This window comes from Ruegeria sp. K7, from assembly GCF_056531785.1.
This window is the reverse complement of record NZ_JBQFMJ010000004.1, coordinates 18,453-39,081: the sequence shown is the minus strand read 5'-3', so window position 1 is coordinate 39,081 and position 20,629 is coordinate 18,453. Positions and strand designations below refer to the sequence as shown.

Annotated in this window: 23 protein-coding genes; 15 read left to right on the top strand and 8 right to left on the bottom strand. The window is 58.1% G+C overall.

Going from position 1 to position 20,629, the window contains the following annotated elements:
- Positions 1-29: 29 nt before the first annotated feature.
- Together sucC and mdh are read right to left on the bottom strand one after the other, a co-directional pair.
- On the bottom strand, positions 30-1,223 hold the full coding sequence (sucC, locus tag ACR0FE_RS08965) for an ADP-forming succinate--CoA ligase subunit beta (RefSeq protein ID WP_170614402.1): 1,194 nt from the start codon (positions 1,221-1,223) through the stop codon (positions 30-32).
- A 330-nt stretch (positions 1,224-1,553) separates the two neighbouring features.
- Positions 1,554-2,516, bottom strand: a complete 963-nt coding sequence (gene mdh / locus ACR0FE_RS08960; protein ID WP_170614403.1) for a malate dehydrogenase — start codon at positions 2,514-2,516, stop codon at positions 1,554-1,556.
- 161 nt (positions 2,517-2,677) lie between these two features.
- Between mdh and ACR0FE_RS08955 the strand changes: the two genes are divergently transcribed.
- Complete coding sequence (locus ACR0FE_RS08955) at positions 2,678-3,433, top strand: sulfite exporter TauE/SafE family protein (protein WP_480912507.1); 756 nt, start codon at positions 2,678-2,680, stop codon at positions 3,431-3,433.
- Between the two features lie 4 nt (positions 3,434-3,437).
- Here the strand turns inward: ACR0FE_RS08955 and ACR0FE_RS08950 are convergent, their stop codons facing one another.
- Positions 3,438-3,752: a hypothetical protein gene (locus ACR0FE_RS08950; protein WP_480912506.1), complete on the bottom strand. Its 315-nt coding sequence runs from the start codon at positions 3,750-3,752 to the stop codon at positions 3,438-3,440.
- A 167-nt stretch (positions 3,753-3,919) separates the two neighbouring features.
- Here ACR0FE_RS08950 and ACR0FE_RS08945 point away from each other — a divergent pair, with 167 nt between their 5' ends.
- The 8 genes from ACR0FE_RS08945 (at position 3,920) to sdhA (ending at position 10,111) form a co-directional block, all read left to right on the top strand.
- Positions 3,920-4,777 (top strand): HpcH/HpaI aldolase/citrate lyase family protein, encoded by an 858-nt coding sequence (locus ACR0FE_RS08945; RefSeq protein ID WP_480912504.1) that lies wholly within the window; start codon positions 3,920-3,922, stop codon positions 4,775-4,777.
- A 6-nt stretch (positions 4,778-4,783) separates the two neighbouring features.
- Entirely contained in the window at positions 4,784-5,338 is a 555-nt protein-coding gene (locus ACR0FE_RS08940) for an NnrU family protein (protein WP_321249260.1), read from the top strand.
- 12 nt (positions 5,339-5,350) lie between these two features.
- Complete coding sequence (locus tag ACR0FE_RS08935) at positions 5,351-5,557, top strand: DUF1737 domain-containing protein (RefSeq protein ID WP_170614408.1); 207 nt, start codon at positions 5,351-5,353, stop codon at positions 5,555-5,557.
- Complete coding sequence (locus tag ACR0FE_RS08930) at positions 5,557-6,585, top strand: MaoC family dehydratase (RefSeq protein WP_480813107.1); 1,029 nt, start codon at positions 5,557-5,559, stop codon at positions 6,583-6,585. The genes ACR0FE_RS08935 and ACR0FE_RS08930 overlap by 1 nt, the downstream gene beginning before the upstream one ends.
- A gap of 52 nt (positions 6,586-6,637) precedes the next feature.
- A complete protein-coding gene (locus ACR0FE_RS08925) occupies positions 6,638-7,309 on the top strand; it encodes a DUF1194 domain-containing protein (protein WP_480904772.1) in 672 nt (223 codons plus the stop codon).
- A 205-nt stretch (positions 7,310-7,514) separates the two neighbouring features.
- The gene (sdhC, locus tag ACR0FE_RS08920) at positions 7,515-7,901 is read left to right on the top strand and encodes a succinate dehydrogenase, cytochrome b556 subunit (RefSeq protein WP_170614411.1); all 387 of its coding nucleotides are present in this window, start codon (positions 7,515-7,517) and stop codon (positions 7,899-7,901) included.
- A gap of 13 nt (positions 7,902-7,914) precedes the next feature.
- On the top strand, positions 7,915-8,286 hold the full coding sequence (gene sdhD / locus ACR0FE_RS08915; RefSeq protein ID WP_170614412.1) for a succinate dehydrogenase, hydrophobic membrane anchor protein: 372 nt from the start codon (positions 7,915-7,917) through the stop codon (positions 8,284-8,286).
- A 19-nt stretch (positions 8,287-8,305) separates the two neighbouring features.
- The gene (sdhA, locus tag ACR0FE_RS08910; RefSeq protein WP_170614413.1) at positions 8,306-10,111 is read left to right on the top strand and encodes a succinate dehydrogenase flavoprotein subunit; all 1,806 of its coding nucleotides are present in this window, start codon (positions 8,306-8,308) and stop codon (positions 10,109-10,111) included.
- 74 nt (positions 10,112-10,185) lie between these two features.
- On the opposite strand, the gene ACR0FE_RS08905 is transcribed toward sdhA, so the two are convergent.
- Together ACR0FE_RS08905 and ACR0FE_RS08900 are read right to left on the bottom strand one after the other, a co-directional pair.
- Positions 10,186-11,055, bottom strand: a complete 870-nt coding sequence (locus ACR0FE_RS08905; RefSeq protein ID WP_480912502.1) for an FkbM family methyltransferase — start codon at positions 11,053-11,055, stop codon at positions 10,186-10,188.
- Positions 11,039-11,755, bottom strand: a complete 717-nt coding sequence (locus ACR0FE_RS08900) for a glycosyltransferase family 4 protein (protein ID WP_480912501.1) — start codon at positions 11,753-11,755, stop codon at positions 11,039-11,041. The genes ACR0FE_RS08905 and ACR0FE_RS08900 overlap by 17 nt, the downstream gene beginning before the upstream one ends.
- A gap of 51 nt (positions 11,756-11,806) precedes the next feature.
- Between ACR0FE_RS08900 and ACR0FE_RS08895 the strand changes: the two genes are divergently transcribed.
- The 4 genes from ACR0FE_RS08895 (at position 11,807) to ACR0FE_RS08880 (ending at position 14,502) form a co-directional block, all read left to right on the top strand.
- Complete coding sequence (locus ACR0FE_RS08895) at positions 11,807-12,391, top strand: hypothetical protein (RefSeq protein WP_480912499.1); 585 nt, start codon at positions 11,807-11,809, stop codon at positions 12,389-12,391.
- A complete protein-coding gene (locus ACR0FE_RS08890) occupies positions 12,276-13,055 on the top strand; it encodes a succinate dehydrogenase iron-sulfur subunit (RefSeq protein ID WP_480912497.1) in 780 nt (259 codons plus the stop codon). The genes ACR0FE_RS08895 and ACR0FE_RS08890 overlap by 116 nt, the downstream gene beginning before the upstream one ends.
- A 136-nt stretch (positions 13,056-13,191) precedes the next feature.
- Entirely contained in the window at positions 13,192-13,338 is a 147-nt protein-coding gene (locus ACR0FE_RS08885) for a hypothetical protein (protein WP_480904784.1), read from the top strand.
- Between the two features lie 318 nt (positions 13,339-13,656).
- Positions 13,657-14,502, top strand: coding sequence for an urea carboxylase-associated family protein (locus ACR0FE_RS08880; protein ID WP_480912496.1), 846 nt, complete (start codon positions 13,657-13,659; stop codon positions 14,500-14,502).
- Between the two features lie 43 nt (positions 14,503-14,545).
- Here the strand turns inward: ACR0FE_RS08880 and deoD are convergent, their stop codons facing one another.
- The 3 genes from deoD to ACR0FE_RS08865 form a co-directional block, all read right to left on the bottom strand.
- Positions 14,546-15,259: a purine-nucleoside phosphorylase gene (deoD, locus tag ACR0FE_RS08875; protein ID WP_480912495.1), complete on the bottom strand. Its 714-nt coding sequence runs from the start codon at positions 15,257-15,259 to the stop codon at positions 14,546-14,548.
- Positions 15,260-15,275: 16 nt separating this feature from the next.
- A complete protein-coding gene (locus ACR0FE_RS08870; RefSeq protein ID WP_170614421.1) occupies positions 15,276-15,593 on the bottom strand; it encodes an H-NS histone family protein in 318 nt (105 codons plus the stop codon).
- 122 nt (positions 15,594-15,715) lie between these two features.
- Entirely contained in the window at positions 15,716-17,683 is a 1,968-nt protein-coding gene (locus ACR0FE_RS08865) for a methylmalonyl-CoA mutase family protein (protein WP_480912493.1), read from the bottom strand.
- A gap of 143 nt (positions 17,684-17,826) precedes the next feature.
- On the opposite strand from ACR0FE_RS08865, the gene ACR0FE_RS08860 reads away from it, so the two are divergent.
- Both ACR0FE_RS08860 and ccrA read left to right on the top strand, forming a co-directional pair.
- Positions 17,827-19,215 (top strand): 1-acyl-sn-glycerol-3-phosphate acyltransferase, encoded by a 1,389-nt coding sequence (locus ACR0FE_RS08860; RefSeq protein ID WP_480912491.1) that lies wholly within the window; start codon positions 17,827-17,829, stop codon positions 19,213-19,215.
- 113 nt (positions 19,216-19,328) lie between these two features.
- Entirely contained in the window at positions 19,329-20,615 is a 1,287-nt protein-coding gene (ccrA, locus tag ACR0FE_RS08855) for a crotonyl-CoA carboxylase/reductase (RefSeq protein ID WP_480912489.1), read from the top strand.
- Positions 20,616-20,629: the final 14 nt, after the last annotated feature.

Genomic DNA, 20,629 nt, shown 5'->3' with positions numbered 1-20,629 from the left:
GCCCCTGTGGTTGAACCAGCTACCCGAGCTTACCCCTTGACCGCCTTCACGATCTTCTCGGCACCGTCTTTCAGGTTGTCTGCCGCAATCACGTCCAGGCCGGAGGTGTTGATGATCTCTTTGCCCTTCTCGACATTCGTGCCTTCCAGGCGCACGACCAGCGGTACTTTCAGGCCGACTTCTTTCACAGCCGCGACAACGCCCTCGGCAATTACGTCACAACGCATGATGCCGCCGAAGATGTTGACCAGAATGCCTTTGACGTTCGGATCGCTGGTGATGATCTTGAACGCTTCGGTCACTTTCTCTTTGGTAGCACCGCCGCCAACGTCCAGGAAGTTGGCGGGCTCGGCCCCATAGAGCTTGATGATATCCATCGTCGCCATCGCCAGACCCGCGCCGTTGACCATGCAGCCGATCTCACCGTCCAGCGCGATGTAGTTCAGGTCGTATTTCGACGCTTCCAGTTCCTTGGGATCTTCCTCGGTCGTGTCGCGCAGTTCGGCGATATCGGGGTGGCGGTAGACCGCGTTGCCGTCAAAGCCGACCTTGGCGTCCAGCACCTTGAGGTCGCCCTTGTCCGAGATGATCAACGGGTTGATCTCCAGCATCTCCATGTCCTTCTCGACGAAGGCGTTATAGAGCTGGTTCATCAGCTTGACGCATTGCTTGACCTGCGCGCCTTCCAGACCCAGCGAGAAAGCGATGCGGCGGCCGTGATAGGCCTGATAGCCGGTTGCGGGATCAACTGAGAAGGACAGGATTTTCTCGGGCGTGGCTGCGGCCACCTCTTCGATGTCCATGCCGCCTTCGGTCGAGCATACGAACGAGATGCGGCTGGTCTGGCGGTCCACCAGCAGGGCCAGGTACAGTTCACGCTCGATGCCCGAACCGGCTTCGATATAGATGCGGTTGACCTGCTTGCCAGCCGGGCCGGTCTGATGGGTGACCAGTGTGCGGCCCAGCATCTTCTTGGCTTCTTCGGCGGCTTCCTCCACCGACTTGGTCAGACGGACGCCGCCCTTTTCGCCGGCATCGGCTTCCTTGAATGAGCCCTTGCCGCGCCCACCCGCATGGATCTGCGCTTTGACGACCCAAAGCGGTCCATCCAGTTCACCGGCTGCGGTTTTGGCTTCCTCGGCGCGCAGAACCGCGCGACCCTCGGAGACCGGAGCGCCATAGCTGCGAAGAAGAGCCTTGGCCTGATATTCGTGAATGTTCATCGAAACTGTCCCGTCTGACTACGATTAAACCGTTATAGGGGGGTCTAAGGGACAAGTTTAAAGGGTTTTTTGATGGGGGTGGGGAAATTGGCGAAGATTTTTCGGATTTGTGATCACAGCGTTTTATCGTGTGATCACAAAATTCAACCGCCGTCGTCATTGATTCGAAAGTTCTTTGACCGCTCTGGAAAACATATTCAAAAAAGGCATTTGCGACGTTTGCGCCAACACTGCCGATTGGGTTTTGTTCTGAAATCCGTCGTCGTCCGGATAGTATGAAAAAAGAGCCGGCCCGAAACGGACCGGCTCAGCTTTAGTGCAGGCGCGAGATTAGCTCAGCGAGCCGTCGATGCCCTTGCAGGCTTCGATCAGACCTTTGACGGCGTTGACCGAGTTGTCGAACCCCGCCTGCTCGTCTTCGTTCAGCTTGATGTCGACGATCCGCTCGATGCCGCCGGCACCGATAACGGTCGGCACACCAACATACATCCCATCGACGCCGAACTCACCGTTGCAATAGGCCGCGCAAGGCAGAACGCGCTTTTGGTCTTTCAGATAGGCCTCGGCCATTTCGATCGCCGAGGTGGCGGGCGCGTAATAAGCCGAACCGGTTTTCAGCAGGCCAACGATTTCGGCGCCGCCGTCACGGGTGCGCTGCACGATGGCGTCCAGTTTCTCCTGCGTGGTCCAGCCCATCTCGACCAGATCGGGCAGCGGGATGCCGGCGACGGTCGAATAACGGACCGACGGCACCATGGTGTCGCCGTGGCCGCCCAGGACAAAGGCGGTGACGTCGCGCATCGAGACGTTGAACTCTTCCGACAGGAAATGCGCAAAGCGCGCCGAATCCAGAACGCCCGCCATACCGCAGACCTTGTTGTGGGGCAGACCCGAGAATTCGCGCAGGGCCCAGACCATCGCGTCCAGCGGGTTGGTGATGCAGATCACGAATGCGTCGGGGGCGTGGGCCGCGATGCCTTCGCCGACCGACTTCATGACTTTCAGGTTGATGCCCAGCAGGTCATCGCGGCTCATCCCCGGCTTGCGGGCCACGCCTGCGGTGACGATGCAGACATCAGCGCCCGCGATATCCGCATAGTCGCTTGTGCCGGACATGGCCGCGTCAAAGCCCTCGGACGGGCCGGACTCGGCAATGTCGAGCGCTTTGCCCTGCGGCAGCCCGTCAGCAATGTCAAACAGGACAACGTCACCCAGTTCCTTGACAGCTGCAAGGTGCGCGAGCGTGCCGCCGATGTTCCCCGCGCCGATCAGCGCAATCTTGGGTCTGGCCATTTGGAATATCTCCGGTCGGTTTTGAAATCGCGGTTTTGCTAGTCCTTAAATGGGTTTCGCGCAAGGGCCGCGCAGCGCGGCATGCGACCGCATACCGTTTGCGCCGGGCAATCAGTTTGCGCTAAACCGGCTGGGAAATATGCCAAATCGGGGCCGCCCGCATGTTCGATCTGAACCTGATGTTTTTTGCCGTGGCGATCCCGGCGGTGATATTTGCGGGGATTTCCAAGGGCGGTTTCGGCTCGGGCGTGGCTTTTGCGTCCTCGTCGATTCTGGCGCTGATCCTCGAGCCGGGGCAGTCGCTTGCCCTGATGCTGCCGATCCTGATGGTGATCGACGTGGCCACCCTGGGGCCCTACTGGAAACGCTGGAGCTGGCCGGATTCGCGCCTGTTGATCCTGGGTGGCGTGCCAGGCGTGGCGCTGGGCGCATGGCTCTATCGCGCCACCGATGACGACCTGCTGCGGCTTCTTATCGGCGGGATCTCGGTCGGGTTCGTGATCTGGCATGTCGCGCAAACCCGGGGCTGGATGCGCGGCTTCGCCAACCGGCTGCCGCCTTCGGCAGGTCTGACAGCCGGTCTGGTCGCAGGCTTCACCAGCTTTGTCAGCCACGCCGGCGGCCCGCCCGCCGCCGTCTATCTTCTGTCACAGCGCCTGTCGAAGACCGAGTTTCAGGCCTCGACCGTTCTGGTGTTCTGGGTGATCAACGTCGCCAAGTTCATCCCCTATGCTTTTCTCGGCCTGTTCACCTGGCATACCGCGCTGGCGGACCTTCTGCTGGCACCCTTCGCAATTCTCGGCGCCTGGCTGGGCGTCCGGGCGCACTGGATGATGTCCGAGCGCCTGTTCTTTGGCATCGCCTACGTCCTGCTTACCCTGACCGGAACCAAGCTGATCTGGGATGCACTGACCTGACGGGTCAGATCTTGTCACCTTTTGGCGGCAGCGCATCCGCCAGCGCCTCATAGGACTGACCTGATGCGACCAGACACGCCATACCGTTAGTCAAGGAGACGATGATGGTCCAACTGCCGGTTTCGTCCGACGCGTAGATCTCCATCACCGCGCCCTGGCGGGCAATTCCGATGCCTTTTCGTGTTTCGCCGTATGTGGCCGCCAACCGCTCGATTACGTCCGGGCGCGGGGCGCAAGTGCCCGGCCGGGCAAAGACCTGCTGCGCGGCGGCGACCATGATTATCAGACCCAATGTCATCCTCAGAACCGTCATCCTCATATCCGACCCCTTTGCTGTAAGACCTCAAAAGCTGACGGCAGAGGCGTGAAATCCGGTTAAGCCGCCGAGCGTTGCGTGCCGATGCTGCGCTGCGGCGATTTTTGCCTTGAACTTTCCGGTAAAAAATGCCCCATTCCGCGCAACATTATTTCTTTGGGAGAAGACAGATGGACCCGCGCCAGCGCCCCTATCGTTCCGTTCTTTATATCCCCGGTTCGAAAGAACGGGCGCTGGACAAGGCGCGCACTCTGCCTGTGGACGCGATTATTTTCGATCTGGAGGATGCGGTTGCAGCAGACGAAAAGGACAATGCGCGCGAAACGCTGAAAGGTGCTCTGGCCCAAGGCGGTTACGGCAACAGGGTCCGGATCGTGCGAATCAACGGTCTGGACACCGAATGGGGCCGCGCCGATGCCGAGGCCGTGCGCGACACGGACGCGGACGTCGTGCTGCTGCCCAAGGTCAACTCTGCCGCAGATGTGGACGCGCTGGCGGCCATCACCGGCGATCTGCCAATCTGGGCGATGATGGAAGCCCCGCGCGGCATACTGAACGCGGCTGAAATCGCGGCGCATCCCCTGATGGCCGGATTTGTCATGGGAACCAACGATCTGGCCAAGGAACTGCAAACCCGGTTCCGCCCGGACCGCCTGCCTCTGATGACCTCATTGGGCCTGTGCCTGCTGGCCGCCAAGGCCGAGGGCCTCATTATCGTCGACGGCGTCTACAACGCCTTCAAGGACAATGACGGGCTGGCCGCCGAATGCGCGCAGGGTCGCGACATGGGCTTTGACGGCAAGACGCTGATCCACCCGGCGCAGGTCGACGTCGCCAATGCAGCCTATGCGCCATCGGACGCCGAGATCGATCTGGCCCGCCGTCAGATCACCGCCTTTGAAGAGGTCGAGGCCCAGGGTCAGGGGGTTGCTGTCGTTGACGGGAAGATTGTTGAAAACCTTCACGTTGTAACCGCACGAGAAATTCTGGCAAAAGCAGAGGCAATATTGGCTTTGCAAGCGGGGTAGCCGGCAATGGGTTTTCTTCTTCTGATTCTTGGTGTGGCGCTTTGGTGGGCGGCGCATCTGTTCAAACGCGTCCGTCCGGAACAGCGCGCCGCCATGGGCGAAAAGGGCAAGGGCGCGGTGGCATTGGCGCTGCTGGTGTCGGTCCTGCTGATGATTTTCGGCTACCGCATGACCGATTTCATCCATGTGTGGTCGCCGCCGACCTTCATGATCCACATCAACAACCTGTTGGTCCTGATCGCGATTTTCATGATGAGCCCCGCAGGAACCAAGGGAAAGCTGCTCAACGGCATGCGCCACCCCATGCTGGCCGGGTTCAAGACATGGGCCTTCGCGCACCTGCTGGTAAACGGCGATCTGGCGTCGATCATCTTGTTCGGCGGGCTTCTGGCCTGGGCCGTAGTCGAGGTGATCGTGATCAACCGGTCCGAGCCTGAATGGACGCCCGGCGAACCTGGCACTTATGGCAAGGACGCGATGTTCTTTGTGGCCTCGATTGTTCTGCTGGGCGTCATCGGTTACATCCACGGGTTGGTCGGCCCCTCACCTTTCCCCTCGTAAGGAGCTGATAATATGGCATTTCTCTACCGTCTCCTGACCGAGGAGGACACGTCAGCCTTCTGCCACAAGGTTTCGGACGCGCTGGCCAAAGGGTGGGAATTGCACGGATCGCCGTCCTATGCCTTCGATCCGGCCGGCAACGTCATGCGCTGCGCGCAGGCCGTGACCAAAGAGGTTGCGGCCGACTATTCACCTGACATGAAACTGGGACAGCAATAATGGCAAAGACAAATCCGGGTCATTTCTTCGAGGATTATTCGGTCGGGCAGGTTCTGCATCACGCGGTGCCCCGCACCGTCACGACCGGCGAGCGTGCACTGTATCACGCGCTTTATCCCGCGCGGCATGCGCTTTACTCCTCGGATGAATTTGCCCGGAATTGCGGCCTGCTGCAAAGCCCGATTGACGATCTGGCCGCCTTTCACGTTGTGTTCGGTAAAACGGTCCCCGACATATCGCTGAACGCGGTGGCCAATCTGGGCTATGCCGAGGGTCGTTGGCTGCAACCCGTCTATCCCGGCGATACACTGCGGTCGGAATCCGAGGTGATCGGGCTCAAGCAGAACTCGAACGGCAAGACCGGTGTGGTTTGGGTGCGTACCCGCGGGCTGAACCAGCGCGACGAAGTTGTGATCGAGTATGTCCGCTGGGTCATGGTGCGCAAAGCGAACCCCGATGCCCCTGCGCCGGAAACGGTTGTTCCGGATCTGAAAAAAGTGCTGGACCCGCAAGATCTGGTGGTGCCGCAGGGCCTCGATTTCTCGAAATATGACTTTGTACAATCCGGCGAATCCCACCGCTGGGATGCGTACAAAACAGGCGAAACCATCAATCACGTCGACGGCGTGAGCGTGGAAGAGGCCGAGCACATGCTGGCCACCCGCCTGTGGCAGAACACCGCCAAGGTTCATTTCGATCTGACCTTCCGACCCGAAGGACGTCTGATCTATGGCGGCCACGTCATCTCGATGGCACGTGCGCTGTCGTTCAACGGGCTGGCAAACGCGCAGATGATCGTCGGCCTGAACGGTGGTGCCCACGCCAATCCGTGCTTTGCCGGCGACACGATCAAGGCTTGGAGCGAGGTTCTGGACAAGGCCGAAACCGGCACGCCCGGCATTGGTGCCATCCGTCTGCGACTGGTGGCGACCAAGGGAGGTGAACCGTTTGCGTTAAGAAACGATGACGGAAAATACCTGCCGGACGTTCTTTTGGATCTGGACTACTGGGCCCTGATGCCGATCTGACAGATTACATTCATTTGAACGCAGATCGCGCCAACCATGCTAATCTGCGTTCATGTCTTGGCTTCGCAATATTCTGGCCTGTCTCTGCTTTGCTCCACCGGCAGCCGCGTGCGATCTGGCGCTGGCGCTGGCGGTTGACGTATCAGGATCGGTCGACGCGCAGGAGTTCCGTATTCAGATGGATGGCCTGTCTGCTGGATTGCGCGACCCGGTTGTGTCCGAGGCACTTGTCAGGGGGCAGGCGCAACTGATGCTTGTCCAGTGGACGGGGTCTTCGCGCCAAAGGATCACGATCCCCTGGACCCGCATCGACAGCTTCGAAGCGCTCGAAAGGTTTTCCCAACAGGTTTCTGATGATCCAAGGGTATGGCGCAACTTTTCCACGGCGATTGGCGAGGCACTGGAGATGACGGTTCCCAGCTTTGACGAGGTTGCGGACTGCAAACGACGCCTGATCGACATTTCCGGGGACGGGATTTCGAACGAAGGGGTTGAACCCTCGCAGCTCCATGCGGTTCTGCGCAGCCGGGGCATCACCGTAAACGCCATCGCAATCGAAGAAAGCGAGCCGGATCTGACCGCCTATTTCTTTGAGAATGTCATTGTCGGCGAGGGCGCATTTGTCGTCTCGGCGGCTGGATTTGACGATTACCCGGAGCGTATCCGCAAGAAACTGCTGCGCGAAGTGACGCAGCAGACGGCGGGCTTGCGACAGAGCAGATGAGATTCGTGATCACATTGCTTTGCCGTTGAAAACGCTAACATAGGCGGCGCAATATGTGATTTGTGATCACGAGAATATTTACCGTGATCACATATTAACTTTATCTGTGATTTTGGACCGAATATGCGGCTTTTTGCATCCGCAGCACGTGACAGACCCACAAAAAACGGTAAAACCTTCGGTAGCCAACCGAAAAGGAGCCGCCATGGCCGATGTTAATCGGGGCAACCGCCCGCTTTCTCCGCATCTGTCGATTTATCGTCCGCAGTTGACGTCGGTCACGTCCATCCTGACGCGCATCACCGGCAACGCCATGATCGTGGCCGCGTTGCTGATCGTCTGGTGGTTCCTGGCCGCTGCCACATCGCCCGAAGCGTTCGAGCGGGCCAACTGGTGGCTGACCTCGGTTCTGGGCGATCTGATCATGGCCTTTTCGTTGCTGGGCCTGTGGTATCACTTGCTGGCGGGCGTGCGGCATCTTATCTGGGACAACGCTGTGGGGTTGGACATTCCAACCGCCTACAAGCTGGGTTGGGCCGTTGTGATCGGTTCCGTTGTACTGACCGTTCTGACCCTTTTGATCGTCGGATAATTAGGAGGCCCTCATGCGTTATCTTACCGACCGCAAGCGTGCGATTGGCCTGGGCTCTGCCAAGTCCGGCACGGCTCATTTCTGGGCGATGAAGGTCAGCTCGGTTGCGTTGCTGATCCTAGTGCCACTGTTCATTTTCACTTTTGGACCGATATTGGGGCAGCCGTTTGACGTGGTGCTCGACTACTATGCGCGCCCGTTCCCGGCCATTGTCGCCGCGCTGACCCTCGCGGTCGGTTTCAAGCACTTCGCCGACGGCGCGCAGGTGATGATCGAGGACTACGTGCATGGCACGATGAAAAAGGTCCTGATCATCCTGACAATCTGCCTGTCCTACGCTGCTGCTGCCGCTGGTATCTTTGCCATCGCGCGCATCGCCCTGTAACACCCCGGAGCTGAACGAAATGGCTGCATACGAATACGAAACACACGAATATGACGTGGTCGTTGTCGGCGCTGGCGGGGCAGGTTTGCGCGCCACGCTGGGCATGGCCGAGCAGGGGCTTCGCACAGCCTGCGTAACCAAGGTTTTCCCGACCCGTTCGCACACGGTTGCCGCGCAGGGCGGTATTGCCGCGTCGCTGGCCAATATGGGCCCCGACAACTGGCAATGGCACATGTACGACACCGTCAAAGGCTCGGACTGGCTGGGTGATACCGACGCGATGGAGTATCTTGCGCGCGAGGCCCCCAAAGCGGTTTACGAACTGGAACATTACGGTGTGCCGTTCAGCCGGACCGAAGAGGGTAAGATCTATCAGCGTCCCTTTGGCGGTCACACTACCGAGTTCGGCGAAGGCCCCGCAGTGCAGCGCACTTGCGCGGCGGCTGACCGAACCGGTCACGCAATTCTGCACACGCTTTACGGCCAATCGCTGAAGAACAACGCCGAATTCTACATCGAGTATTTCGCCATCGACCTGATCATGTCCGAAGACGGGCAGTGTCAGGGTGTCGTCTGCTGGAAGCTGGACGACGGCACGATGCACGTCTTCAATGCCAAGATGGTTGTGCTGGCCACGGGTGGTTACGGCCGCGCCTATTTCAGCGCCACCTCGGCCCACACCTGCACCGGTGACGGTGGCGGCATGGTGGCCCGTGCCGGTCTGGCGCTGCAGGATATGGAGTTCGTTCAGTTCCACCCAACCGGCATCTATGGGTCCGGCTGCCTGATCACCGAAGGTGCACGGGGCGAGGGCGGATACCTGACCAACTCGGAAGGCGAACGGTTCATGGAGCGCTATGCGCCCCAGTACAAGGACCTTGCGCCACGTGACTATGTCTCGCGTTCGATGACCATGGAGATCCGCGAAGGACGCGGTGTTGGCAAGGACGGGGATCACATTCACCTGAACCTGAGCCACCTGCCGGCAGAAGCGTTGGCCGAACGTCTGCCGGGCATTTCGGAAAGCGCCAAGATCTTTGCCGGCGTTGACGTCACCAAGGAACCGATTCCGGTACTGCCGACCGTGCACTACAACATGGGCGGTATTCCAACGAACTATTGGGGCGAGGTTCTGAACCCGACCGCCGAAGACCCGACCGCCGTGGTTCCGGGCCTGATGGCCGTGGGTGAGGCAGGATGTGCCTCGGTGCATGGTGCGAACCGTCTGGGGTCGAACTCGCTGATCGACCTGGTGGTCTTCGGCCGTGCGGCAGCGATCCGCGCCGGTAAGGTGGTGGACGCAGATGCGGCGAATCCTGTTTTGAATCAGGCGTCGGTCGACAAGGCCTTCGACAGGTTTGACGCCGTGCGCAATGCCGATGGTGCAATCCCGACCGCTGATCTGCGGCTCGAGATGCAGCGGACCATGCAGGCCGATGCAGCCGTGTTCCGGACTGCAAAGACCATGGCGGAAGGCGTCGAAAAGATGACCGCGATTGCGGCCAAGATGGACGACCTGAAAGTCACCGACCGCAGCTTGGTCTGGAACAGCGACCTGATGGAATCGCTGGAGCTGACAAACCTGATGCCTAGCGCGCTGGCCACTATCGTCGGTGCCGAAGCCCGCAAGGAGTCGCGCGGCGCCCATGCACATGAAGACTTCACCGAACGCGATGACAAAAACTGGCGCGTTCACACCGTCAGCCGTGTCGAGGGCAACAAGGTCGATCTCAGCTATCGCCCCGTTATTGTCGATCCGCTGACGACCGAAGATCAAGGTGGCATAAACCTGAAGAAAATCGCGCCCAAGGCGCGGACGTTCTAAACAATTCCACAGGCCATTTCCAAACAAAATGGCCTGCGCTCTCGAGGCGGCGAATGCCTGCGAAAATACTTATCTTATTGTGCTGCGACGTAGCGGTGAATGTACGCCTGCGTATCCGCTTCGGAAATTGCTTGCCGCTGTGCCAGGATTTCAAGAATCTTGATGCTCACATCCGTGAAGCCGAAAACACCCTCGGACAATATCGCCATTCGTTTCAGCTCGGCCGTGCCGATCTTGTCGGGCATTGACAGATCCCGAAGATAGATGATGTCACCGTCCAGCATTTGCGAAGGTTTGAAATCGGTCAGCAGGCCGGACCATTTTGAAACAACCAAACGATTTTCGATATGGGCGAAGCTGTGCGGAACCAGCCCAAAGCTTCTTATGAGCGTATCTATTTCGCCGAAACCGGGCTGATCTTCGTAAAGCGGAAAGAACGAAACCTCGGTTTGTATCGCAACGACATCCCTGAGGGTGGTTTTTCCGGCCTCGAACACGGAAAGCTCGGCCCCCTGAATGTCGATTTTCAGAAAATCTACGCGACCGAGATCCTGAATATCATCCAGCTTTCGTGTCTGGATTTCCATCGAACCTATTTGCCGGGCCGCTCGGCGCAACCCTCTCAGGTGCCGCAATGTAGCATCGCGCAGGTGCAACAGCGACGTCAGGCCAGACCCTTTGTAGATGTTCAGGGTCGCCAGCCGTCCGTCGCCGACAGCGGTATTGAAATATTGCTCGTTCGGTCCCTTTTTCCGGATCAGGTCGCGCATGGTTTCTTCTTGGGGTTCAAAGCCGATGACGTCGCAATTTCCGGATGCCAGAAGATCGCGATAGGGCGCATCATGGCGCATGGGGTTGGCGCCGATATCGGCGATGCGCACCAGATCGGGAAGATCAAGAAGGCTATTGAGAGATGAGAGTCTGGAACTAAAGTCCTGATTCACCGACAAGCTCCTTCAGGGTGTTGGCGAGCATTTGGCTAACGTTCTCCGGGTGCCGCGCTGTGGCGAAATCGAAACAGGCCTGCCGTTTTTCGGATAGCTCCTGGTCGGTCATCTGCATCACGTGACGCAGCATTCGTATCAGACCCCGCGCGTTATGAGGCTGATACAGCAGATCATGGCAGGCCTCGGGTGTGGTATCTCGGTGCGCTGCCGTGTCGGGGGCAATGATCGGCAGACCGAAACTGAGTGCCAGCATGGCTGTCCCGGATGTGAATGTCTGAGCGGACGGTAACACATAAGCATGGGCCTGCGCGAAAACCTCAGGGATGTCTTCGTTGGGAATACGCGTATCGGTCACGTCAACAGTGTCGACTGACTGTAGCTGGCGGATCACGCGGCGATTGGCAGGAAATACCTTGCCCGCAACATGCAGATGAAAATCGTAGCCCCGTCGCGACAGCTTAGCGACCGCCGCGTGCAATATGTTCAGCTCGCGACCGCCTCGCATTGTGCCAAATGTAAGAAACCGGGTCTTGTCCCGCGCGGGAAGCGGGCGGTTCAGGGTGATCTGGCTATCTTCGTAAACGTCAAGATAGCTGGGGTGCGGGATCAGCCGGATCTTTTTCGGATCGGCATTGTACTCCTCAATCATGTGCTTTTTGGCATGCGGAGTGTGTACGTGGATCAGATCGACAAGCATGGTTAGCTGTATGCGACTGGCTCTGAATAACTCAATCTCACCGGGATTCGAATGCGCGACCTGATTGTGAATGGTCCAGATAACCCGGCCGCCATTGTCCTGAAACTGGCTCAGATTGTCGTGGGCTATCTGAAAACGCGAAATATGGGAGTCAGCCAGCCCGTCCTTGCTTTGAAACAACCGATCGTCCCAATGCAAATGAACAATGCCGTGCTGTTCCCTGAATTCCGGCTGACCAAAGGTTGCGAATTCTCCATTTCGGGCTCCGCGCAGGATGAATTCCGGCCCGCATTTCTGGTACATCATGTGTTGATACGGATTCCCGGTGCCGAAAGGTATGTTGGCTACTTTTGTCGGCGGCATGAGTTAGGTTTCCGTCTCAAAACATCAAATAATCTCAGTGCTGCAGAAAGGTTTGTAAAGGTCAAATTTCCCAATTTATTCGGCGTTTCAATGGCTATACTGTTGGCTTTTTGCGCTGCAGTATGTATCAATGGCCGTGAAATTCACGAGGTCGGAAATGGTACAACTTACCCTACCCAAGAATTCCCGTATCACGACAGGAAAAACCTGGCCCAGGCCGGACGGCGCCAGCAACGTGCGCAAGTTTCAGATTTATCGCTGGAACCCGGATGACGGGCAGAACCCGCGCGTGGATACGTATTTCGTTGATATGGACGACTGTGGTCCGATGGTTCTGGATGCGCTCATCTACATCAAGAACAAGATTGACCCGACCCTGACCTTCCGCCGGTCCTGCCGCGAAGGCATCTGCGGTTCCTGTGCAATGAATATCGACGGGATCAACACGCTGGCCTGTATCTACGGCATGGACGAGATCAAGGGCGACGTGAAGATTTATCCTCTGCCGCACATGCCGGTGGTCAAGGATCTGATCCCCGACCTGACGCATTTCTACGCGCAACACGCCTCCATCATGCCGTGGCTGGAAACCAAGACCAACCGCCCGGCGAAAGAGTGGAAGCAATCCATCGAGGATCGCAAGAAATTGGATGGCCTTTACGAATGCGTTATGTGCGCCAGCTGCTCGACATCCTGCCCCAGTTACTGGTGGAACGGTGATCGTTACCTAGGCCCCGCCGCTCTGCTGCACGCCTATCGGTGGATCATCGACAGCCGGGACGAGGCCACGGGCGAGCGCCTGGATGAATTGGAAGATCCGTTCAAGCTGTATCGCTGCCATACGATCATGAACTGCGCCAAGACTTGCCCCAAGGGGCTTAATCCGGCCAAGGCTATTGCCGAGATCAAGAAAATGATGGTTGAGCGCGCCGTTTAATCGAAACACGACAATATGCGCTTGCCGCCTTGCGGCAAGCGCATTGCCCGTCTGCAAAATTGTATGATGTAGCGGTGACCCTGCAGCTATATCTTTGCGACAGGGAGGAGTGACAGGATCTAACGGGGTCACTCCGATGAAAAAATCTAAAGACAACAAAAAGATCAACGCGTCCGAAGCATTGGAAATTCTGGGTCAGGCCTGGGCCTATTACACGCCGGAACCTGTGCTGAGGCTGGCTGAGGGTGAGCCTGAGTTGTTCGAATACGCAAACGCAGCTTGATGCGCGCGGCAAGGGCAACCCTCTTGAAATTCACCGGCAGATGAGCAAAGCAGAACCATGCCAGTTCTTCTGCTTTTGCTCGCTGCGGGTGTTATTGCCTATTTCTTTTGGAGGTCGCGCCATTCGTCTCTGACCCGGGATTGCCGGTGGCGTCAGCATCTGAAAGAGGGCACGTGGTCCTGCGCGTTTTGTGGGGCCGTTGTCCAAACAAATGATCAGCCTACGCAATGCCTGAGGAATCAGGCTTAGCCGGAACGCCGAGGCTTTTCAGGTCGGGCGATATGAGGCACTCTGGCCAAAAAGCTGGATGGACTGAAGATGGCTCTGCCCCCTGAAGATGCTGCGGCCCGCCGGGCGATAAAACCGGTGATCTGTTATCCTAATGACACTTTGCCCATACCTGATCTTGCGCTGTACCGGCGCGCCCGCAGGGATGCGATCAAGACGGATGTGGTGTTGGTGCCCCCGCGCGATGCCCGGTGTTTCGAGGTGCCGGCGGGTCATTTCTTTCGCATCACTTCTGTCGAAGGGCCGCAGGTCGGCGATCTGAATATATGGAATCTCAACGACTTATCGGAACGATTCTATTCCGGAAAGTCCCGCGCCCTGCATGGCACGCATCTGACAGCCGGAGAGCGGATGTGGTCAAGCTTTCCCAACCTGCGCCCTTTGGCCACGATTGTCGAAGACACGCTGGACTGGTACGGGATCGACGAATTTGGCGGGTCCGTACATGATGTGATTGGAACCCGGTGTGATCCTTACACCGGAAACCTGTTGTCGGGGACGCAATACCACCATTGCTGCCACTCCAATCTGACCCGCGCACTGGCGGACCATCTGGGAATTGAGATGTCCGAGGCTGAGCAGGCAGTTCACGACGTCCTTAACGTTTTCATGTGCACCGGATTCACGCGAGATACCGGTCAGTATTTCATGAAGGCGTCACCCGTCCGTCCGGGCGATTACCTGGAGTTCTTTGCCGAGATCGACCTGTTAGGCAATCTGAGCGCATGTCCGGGCGGGGATTGTTCATCCGTGCATTCTTCGGATACCGCAACCTGCCATCCGTTGCTGGTTGAAGTCTTTGCCCCGTTGGACGGTGCGCTGGACGGCTGGGCAAGCCCTGATCCGAACGGTTATGACCGGTCGCATGGGCGTTAGCCTGACGGGGCAACAAGGGGCGAAAGGATCGCCCCTAGCTTGGTCACGTCGCGTCCGAGAACGCGGCCTGCAATGCGATTTCGACCATGTCGCCAAAGCTGCTTTCACGTTCTGACGACGGCAGTGCCTCGCCGGTCAGCAAATGGTCTGAAACGGTCAGAACCGCCAGCGCCCGGCATTTGTGGCGGGCGGCCAGAATATACAGCTCTGCGGCTTCCATCTCGACGCCCAGAATCCCGTGCCGGACCATCTGTTCATTCAGATCGGGACGCTCATCGTAGAATACGTCCGACGAATAGATGCCGCCGACATGCGTGGTCGTGCCCTTGGCTTGCGCGGCGCTGGCTGCGGCCTGCAACAAGCTCCAATCGGCGCAGGGGGCAAAATTCAGCTCTTTCATGATCCCGCGCGAAGGCGTGCTGAGCGTGGTCGAGGTCATGGCCAGAATAACGTCACGGATATTGACGTTGTCCTGCATTCCGCCGCACGAGCCGATGCGGATCAGGGTTTTCGCGCCATAATCACGGATCAGTTCATTGACGTAAATTGACAGGGACGGCATTCCCATGCCGCTGCCCTGAATGGTTACAGGATTTCCCTTCCAGGTGCCGGTAAAGCCCAGCATTCCGCGCACGTCATTGATTTTTCTGACATCCGTCAGAAACGTTTCCGCCGCCCATTTTGCCCGATACGGATCACCGGGCAAAAGAACGGTTTCAGCGATTTCACCTTTTTCAGCGCCGATATGAATAGTCATTTTCCGGCCAGCCCTGTCAGATTTCCAGATCTGCGATATCCGCGCCCGATTTCAGCGCGTCATGTACCCATTGCGGTTTGCGACCGCGGCCAGACCAGGTCTGTTCGGGTGCGGCCGGATTGCGGTATTTTGCCTTAGCTTTTGAGCCTTTGGGTCCACGCGGTGCGTCGCTCGACAATTCGGCCAGTGAAAACCCAAATTCGGCGGCAGCTTGTTCTGCCGCTTTCAAGGCGTTTTGGCGCTCGCGTTTTTCCGCTGTTTTAAGTGCCTTTTCGATCTGATCGCGCAATTCCAACAGGTCCTTGCGGGACATATTGTCCAGATTGATCCCCATTATTTCTCTCCCATTCATTTATTTTACGAAAGGCCAATTGGCCTTTCGCATCCCGAACAATGCCGTAATCCATTCATTCGGGTTTGGGAATAGAAACTGGGAATTAATCTCGGTTTTGTGCGTTATTCCGCTGCAAGGTTTTTTGGATCGGCCAAGGTGACAATATCACCCATGATCGCATTCAGTTCGAAATTTTTTGGCGTGTAAATTCGGGCAACGCCAAATGATTTCAGTTTTGCCGCATCGTCATCCGGAATAATGCCGCCGACGATGACCGGGATATGATCCAGTCCGGCTTCGCGAAGCCGGGCCATGACATCCTGAACCAGCGGCAGGTGGCTGCCGGAAAGGATCGACAGGCCAATGACATGGGCGTCGTCCTCGATCGCGGCCGTCACAATTTCCTCGGGCGTAAGGCGGATGCCCTCATAGCTGATATCCATACCGCAATCGCGGGCACGGAAGGCGATTTGTTCGGCTCCGTTGGAATGACCGTCCAGCCCCGGCTTGCCAACCAGGAACTTTAGACGCCGCCCCAGCTTGTCGCTGACCGCGTCCACTGCGGCCCGCAGATCCTCTAGGCCTTCGGTCTTGTTCGAGACCGAGCCCGAAACGCCGGTCGGGCCGCGATAGGTGCCGTACACCTTGCGCATCTCTTCGGCCCATTCGCCGGTTGTTACGCCCGCCTTGGCGGCGGCAATCGAGGGTTCCATGACGTTGGCCCCGGATTGCGCAGCCTCGCGCAACGCCGCCAGAGCCGCTGCGACCGCGTTGTCGTCGCGGTCCGCCCGCCATTCGTTCAGCCGCCCGATCTGCTCCTGTTCAACTGCCGGGTCGACGACCATGATGCCGCCATCTTCGGTTTGCAGCGGCGAAGGCTCGCCTTCGGTCCATTTGTTCACGCCGACCACGACGGTCTCATTGCGCTCGATGCGGTTCAGGCGATCCGCGTTGGAATCCACCAGCCGCGATTTCATGTATTCGATCGCGGCAACAGCACCGCCCATCGATTCGAGGTTTGCCAGTTCGGCCCGCGCACCCTCTTTCAACTCTTCGACCTTTGCATCCACGGCCGGGTTGCCGTCGAACAGGTCGCCAAATTCAAGCAGGTCGGTTTCATAAGCCAGAATTTGCTGCATCCGCATCGACCATTGCTGATCCCAGGGCCGTGGCAAACCCAATGCTTCGTTCCAAGCAGGCAACTGCACCGCCCGGGCGCGCGCCTTTTTCGACAACGTCACGGCCAGCATCTCAATCAGGATGCGATAGACGTTGTTTTCCGGCTGTTGCTCGGTCAGACCCAGAGAGTTCACCTGAACGCCATAGCGGAATCGGCGGAATTTGGGGTCTTCGACCCCATACCTTTGTTGCAGAATTTCATCCCAAAGGTCGACGAATGCCCGCATTTTGCACATTTCAGTGACAAAGCGGATTCCCGCATTCACAAAGAACGAAATCCTTCCGCACAGCGCGGGGAAGTCTTCGGTCGGAACGCGCGGGCGCAGTTCGTCCAGCACGGCGATGGCGGTGGCCAGCGCGTAGGCCAGTTCCTGTTCAGGTGTCGCGCCAGCCTCTTGCAGGTGATAGGAACACACGTTCATCGGGTTCCACTTCGGCACGTTGGTGTAGCAGAATTCGGCCACATCCGCGATCATCTTCAGCGACGGTTTCGGCGGGCAGACATAGGTGCCGCGGCTCAGGTACTCCTTGATCAGATCGTTCTGAACCGTGCCCTGCAGCTTGGAGACATCCGCGCCCTGTTCTTCGGCCACGGCGATATAAAGTGCCAGCAGCCAGGGCGCTGTGGCGTTGATCGTCATCGAGGTGTTCATCTGCTCCAGCGGAATCTGGTCGAACAGAACCCGCATGTCACCCAGATGGCAGACGGGCACACCCACTTTACCCACCTCGCCCCGTGCCAGCGTATGATCGCTGTCATACCCCGTTTGAGTCGGCAGATCGAAGGCAACGGACAGACCGGTCTGCCCTTTGGCCAGGTTGCTGCGATACAACGCGTTCGAGGCCTGTGCGGTGGAATGACCAGCATAGGTTCGGATGAGCCAGGGGCGGTCTTTCTGCATCTGCGTCATGGGTGGGCCTCGCGTTTGGGTGGGCAACATAATTTCGTCTAAGGGTTCTAAAGCGCAATTTTTGGGATATGTCAATTCGCTGCGTTGCGGCATCCCGAATTGTTCAGATTGTAGGTGTTTTGGAATAATGGCACTGTGCCGCCATGACGCAGACCGTGGAACTTCCGCTTTGGCTGTTTGTACTGATCGTGGTCTTCGCTGCGGTCACTTTTGCGTCGCATTTTCTGTTCCCGTCGGTGCGTTGGTTTTTTCGCCGCCGCCTGGAGCGGGCCGTGTCGCGCCTGAACCAGCGGCTGCAAAGACCGATTCAGCCGTTCAAGCTGGCCCGGCGGCATGACATGATCGAAAGGCTTATCTACGACCCACAGGTTGGCTATGCGGTGCAGCGACATGCCCGCGAAGAAGGCATCCCCGAAGGCGTCGCCTTCGAGCAGGCCCGCCGCTTTGCCCGCGAGATTGTTCCGTCCTTTTCCGCTTTTGCCTATTTCAGCTTTGCCATCCGTATTGCGCGCATGCTGAGCAACGCGTTTTACGAAGTCCGGCTGAGCCATCAGGACGAGGACGCCTTAAAGAAAATAGATCCCGAAGCGACGGTTGTCTTTGTCATGAACCATCGCAGCAACATGGATTATGTACTTGTCACTTACCTGGCAGCGCAGCAATCGGCACTGTCTTACGCGGTCGGAGAATGGGCGCGCGTCTGGCCGCTGAGCCGCCTGATCCGGGCGATGGGCGCGTATTTCATCCGGCGAAAGTCGGGAAGTGACCTCTACCGTCATGTACTGGCTTGTTATGTGCGTCATGCAACCGAGGCCGGTGTTACGCAGGCGATGTTCCCCGAAGGCGGGCTGAGCCTGACCGGCGCATTGGGGCGGCCCAAGCTTGGCTTGCTAAAATACATCATAGACGGGACCACATCCGATGGACGGGATGTGGTCTTTGTTCCCGTGGCGCTGAATTACGATCGTGTACTGGAAGATACGATTCTGACCCGGGCCGCGCTGGGAAGCGAGCGGCGCTTTCGCGCAAGGATCGGGGTTGTGACGCGTTGGATGCTCAAGCAGGTCTGGCGGCGCATTATTGGTCGATACACAAGGTTCGGCCTTGCCTCTGTGCGCTATGGCGAGCCTGTTTCGCTGCGGGCCTATCGGGCAGGTGGCAGCAAGGATCTTATGACCGATCTCGCACGTCTGCTGATGGCGCGTATTGGCGAGGCGATACCCCTGGTGCCTGCGCCTGCAGCCTGTTGGCTTGTGCGCGAACATGGCGAGATGCCCGGTGCAATGCTGACCGACCTGATCGCCCGCTTCATGCAGCGGGACGGAGGCGGATCCGAATCCAACAGCGATGCGATCACGTCCGCTGTCAACCAGTTGGTCGAGCGCAGGGTATTGCGACAGGTTGACGGAAAAATCTCATCCTCAGGGCAAAGATTGGATCTTCTGAACTACTATGCCGCCTCTGCGCCAAAGGAAATCGAGACGTATTATGCTGCAGAAGCGAAAGGTCTTTCTGCAACTGCTGGGTCATAAAATTACAAAAACAGTGTCAATATCTATTGCAATGTTACTCGATGGCCAATATTCCATCGGTTAACGGGCGCGATTCTGCGTCGCGGCAAACGAACTGATTAAAGGAGGCCAACATGGCTCTGGACACCGACAGCGGTATCGCGTCGTACGAGGCACCTGAAAAAGACCTCTATGAGATGGGTGAGATCCCTCCGATGGGGTATGTCCCCAAGAAAATGTATGCCTGGGCCATCCGCAAAGAGCGCCATGGCGAGCCTGACACTGCCATGCAGCTGGAAGTGGTTGATGTGCCTGTATTGGACAGCCACGAGGTGCTGGTTCTGGTGATGGCCGCAGGTGTCAACTACAATGGCGTCTGGGCGTCGCTGGGCAAGCCGATCAGCCCGTTTGATGGCCACGGCCAGCCGTTTCACATCGCAGGTTCCGATGCTTCGGGTATCGTCTGGGCCGTGGGCGACAAGGTCACACGCTGGAAAGTCGGCGATGAGGTCGTGATCCACTGCAACCAGGATGACGGTGATGACGAGCACTGCAATGGTGGCGATCCGATGTACTCGCCCAGCCAGCGTATCTGGGGTTATGAGACTCCAGACGGCTCGTTCGCGCAGTTCACCAACGTTCAGGCTCAGCAGTTGATGCCGCGTCCCAAGCACCTGACCTGGGAAGAAAGCGCCTGCTACACGCTGACGCTGGCCACTGCGTACCGGATGCTGTTTGGTCACGAGCCGCATGACCTGAAGCCGGGTCAGAACGTTCTGGTTTGGGGCGCGTCGGGTGGTCTGGGCTCTTACGCGATCCAGTTGATCAATACAGCCGGCGCGAATGCGATCGGTGTGATATCGGACGAAAGCAAGCGTGACTTTGTCATGGGGCTGGGCGCCAAGGGTGTATTGAATCGCAAGGACTTCAATTGCTGGGGTCAGCTGCCCACGGTGAACACGCCGGAATATGCCGAGTGGTTCAAAGAGGCCCGCAAGTTTGGCAAAGCGATCTGGGACATCACCGGCAAGGGTGTGAACGTCGACATGGTGTTCGAACATCCGGGCGAAAGCACCTTTCCGGTCTCGACATTCGTCGTCAAAAAAGGCGGCATGGTTGTGATCTGTGCCGGCACCACCGGCTATAACCTGACCTTCGACGTGCGTTACATGTGGATGCACCAGAAGCGACTTCAGGGGTCTCACTTCGCGCATCTGAAACAAGCCGCCTCGGCCAACCAGCTGATGGTCGAACGCCGTCTTGATCCCTGCATGTCCGAGGTCTTTGCCTGGAACGAACTGCCTGCTGCGCACATGAAGATGATGCGCAACGAACACAAGCCCGGGAACATGTCCGTTCTGGTTCAGGCACCGAGAACCGGTATGCGCACACTGGAAGAGGTTCTGGACGCGCGCGACTAAGTCCACGAAAGCCA

What these genes read in the sequence shown, in the direction of transcription:
- sucC (WP_170614402.1), bottom strand. Translation starts at nt 1,223, where the DNA reads ATGAACATTCACGAATATCAGGCCAAGGCTCTTCTTCGCAGCTATGGC.
- mdh (WP_170614403.1), bottom strand. Translation starts at nt 2,516, where the DNA reads ATGGCCAGACCCAAGATTGCGCTGATCGGCGCGGGGAACATCGGCGGC.
- ACR0FE_RS08955 (WP_480912507.1), top strand. Translation starts at nt 2,678, where the DNA reads ATGTTCGATCTGAACCTGATGTTTTTTGCCGTGGCGATCCCGGCGGTG.
- ACR0FE_RS08950 (WP_480912506.1), bottom strand. Translation starts at nt 3,752, where the DNA reads ATGAGGATGACGGTTCTGAGGATGACATTGGGTCTGATAATCATGGTC.
- ACR0FE_RS08945 (WP_480912504.1), top strand. Translation starts at nt 3,920, where the DNA reads ATGGACCCGCGCCAGCGCCCCTATCGTTCCGTTCTTTATATCCCCGGT.
- ACR0FE_RS08940 (WP_321249260.1), top strand. Translation starts at nt 4,784, where the DNA reads ATGGGTTTTCTTCTTCTGATTCTTGGTGTGGCGCTTTGGTGGGCGGCG.
- ACR0FE_RS08935 (WP_170614408.1), top strand. Translation starts at nt 5,351, where the DNA reads ATGGCATTTCTCTACCGTCTCCTGACCGAGGAGGACACGTCAGCCTTC.
- ACR0FE_RS08930 (WP_480813107.1), top strand. Translation starts at nt 5,557, where the DNA reads ATGGCAAAGACAAATCCGGGTCATTTCTTCGAGGATTATTCGGTCGGG.
- ACR0FE_RS08925 (WP_480904772.1), top strand. Translation starts at nt 6,638, where the DNA reads ATGTCTTGGCTTCGCAATATTCTGGCCTGTCTCTGCTTTGCTCCACCG.
- sdhC (WP_170614411.1), top strand. Translation starts at nt 7,515, where the DNA reads ATGGCCGATGTTAATCGGGGCAACCGCCCGCTTTCTCCGCATCTGTCG.
- sdhD (WP_170614412.1), top strand. Translation starts at nt 7,915, where the DNA reads ATGCGTTATCTTACCGACCGCAAGCGTGCGATTGGCCTGGGCTCTGCC.
- sdhA (WP_170614413.1), top strand. Translation starts at nt 8,306, where the DNA reads ATGGCTGCATACGAATACGAAACACACGAATATGACGTGGTCGTTGTC.
- ACR0FE_RS08900 (WP_480912501.1), bottom strand. Translation starts at nt 11,755, where the DNA reads ATGCTTGTCGATCTGATCCACGTACACACTCCGCATGCCAAAAAGCAC.
- ACR0FE_RS08895 (WP_480912499.1), top strand. Translation starts at nt 11,807, where the DNA reads ATGCGCGACCTGATTGTGAATGGTCCAGATAACCCGGCCGCCATTGTC.
- ACR0FE_RS08890 (WP_480912497.1), top strand. Translation starts at nt 12,276, where the DNA reads ATGGTACAACTTACCCTACCCAAGAATTCCCGTATCACGACAGGAAAA.
- ACR0FE_RS08885 (WP_480904784.1), top strand. Translation starts at nt 13,192, where the DNA reads ATGAAAAAATCTAAAGACAACAAAAAGATCAACGCGTCCGAAGCATTG.
- ACR0FE_RS08880 (WP_480912496.1), top strand. Translation starts at nt 13,657, where the DNA reads ATGGCTCTGCCCCCTGAAGATGCTGCGGCCCGCCGGGCGATAAAACCG.
- deoD (WP_480912495.1), bottom strand. Translation starts at nt 15,259, where the DNA reads ATGACTATTCATATCGGCGCTGAAAAAGGTGAAATCGCTGAAACCGTT.
- ACR0FE_RS08870 (WP_170614421.1), bottom strand. Translation starts at nt 15,593, where the DNA reads ATGGGGATCAATCTGGACAATATGTCCCGCAAGGACCTGTTGGAATTG.
- ACR0FE_RS08865 (WP_480912493.1), bottom strand. Translation starts at nt 17,683, where the DNA reads ATGACGCAGATGCAGAAAGACCGCCCCTGGCTCATCCGAACCTATGCT.
- ACR0FE_RS08860 (WP_480912491.1), top strand. Translation starts at nt 17,827, where the DNA reads ATGACGCAGACCGTGGAACTTCCGCTTTGGCTGTTTGTACTGATCGTG.
- ccrA (WP_480912489.1), top strand. Translation starts at nt 19,329, where the DNA reads ATGGCTCTGGACACCGACAGCGGTATCGCGTCGTACGAGGCACCTGAA.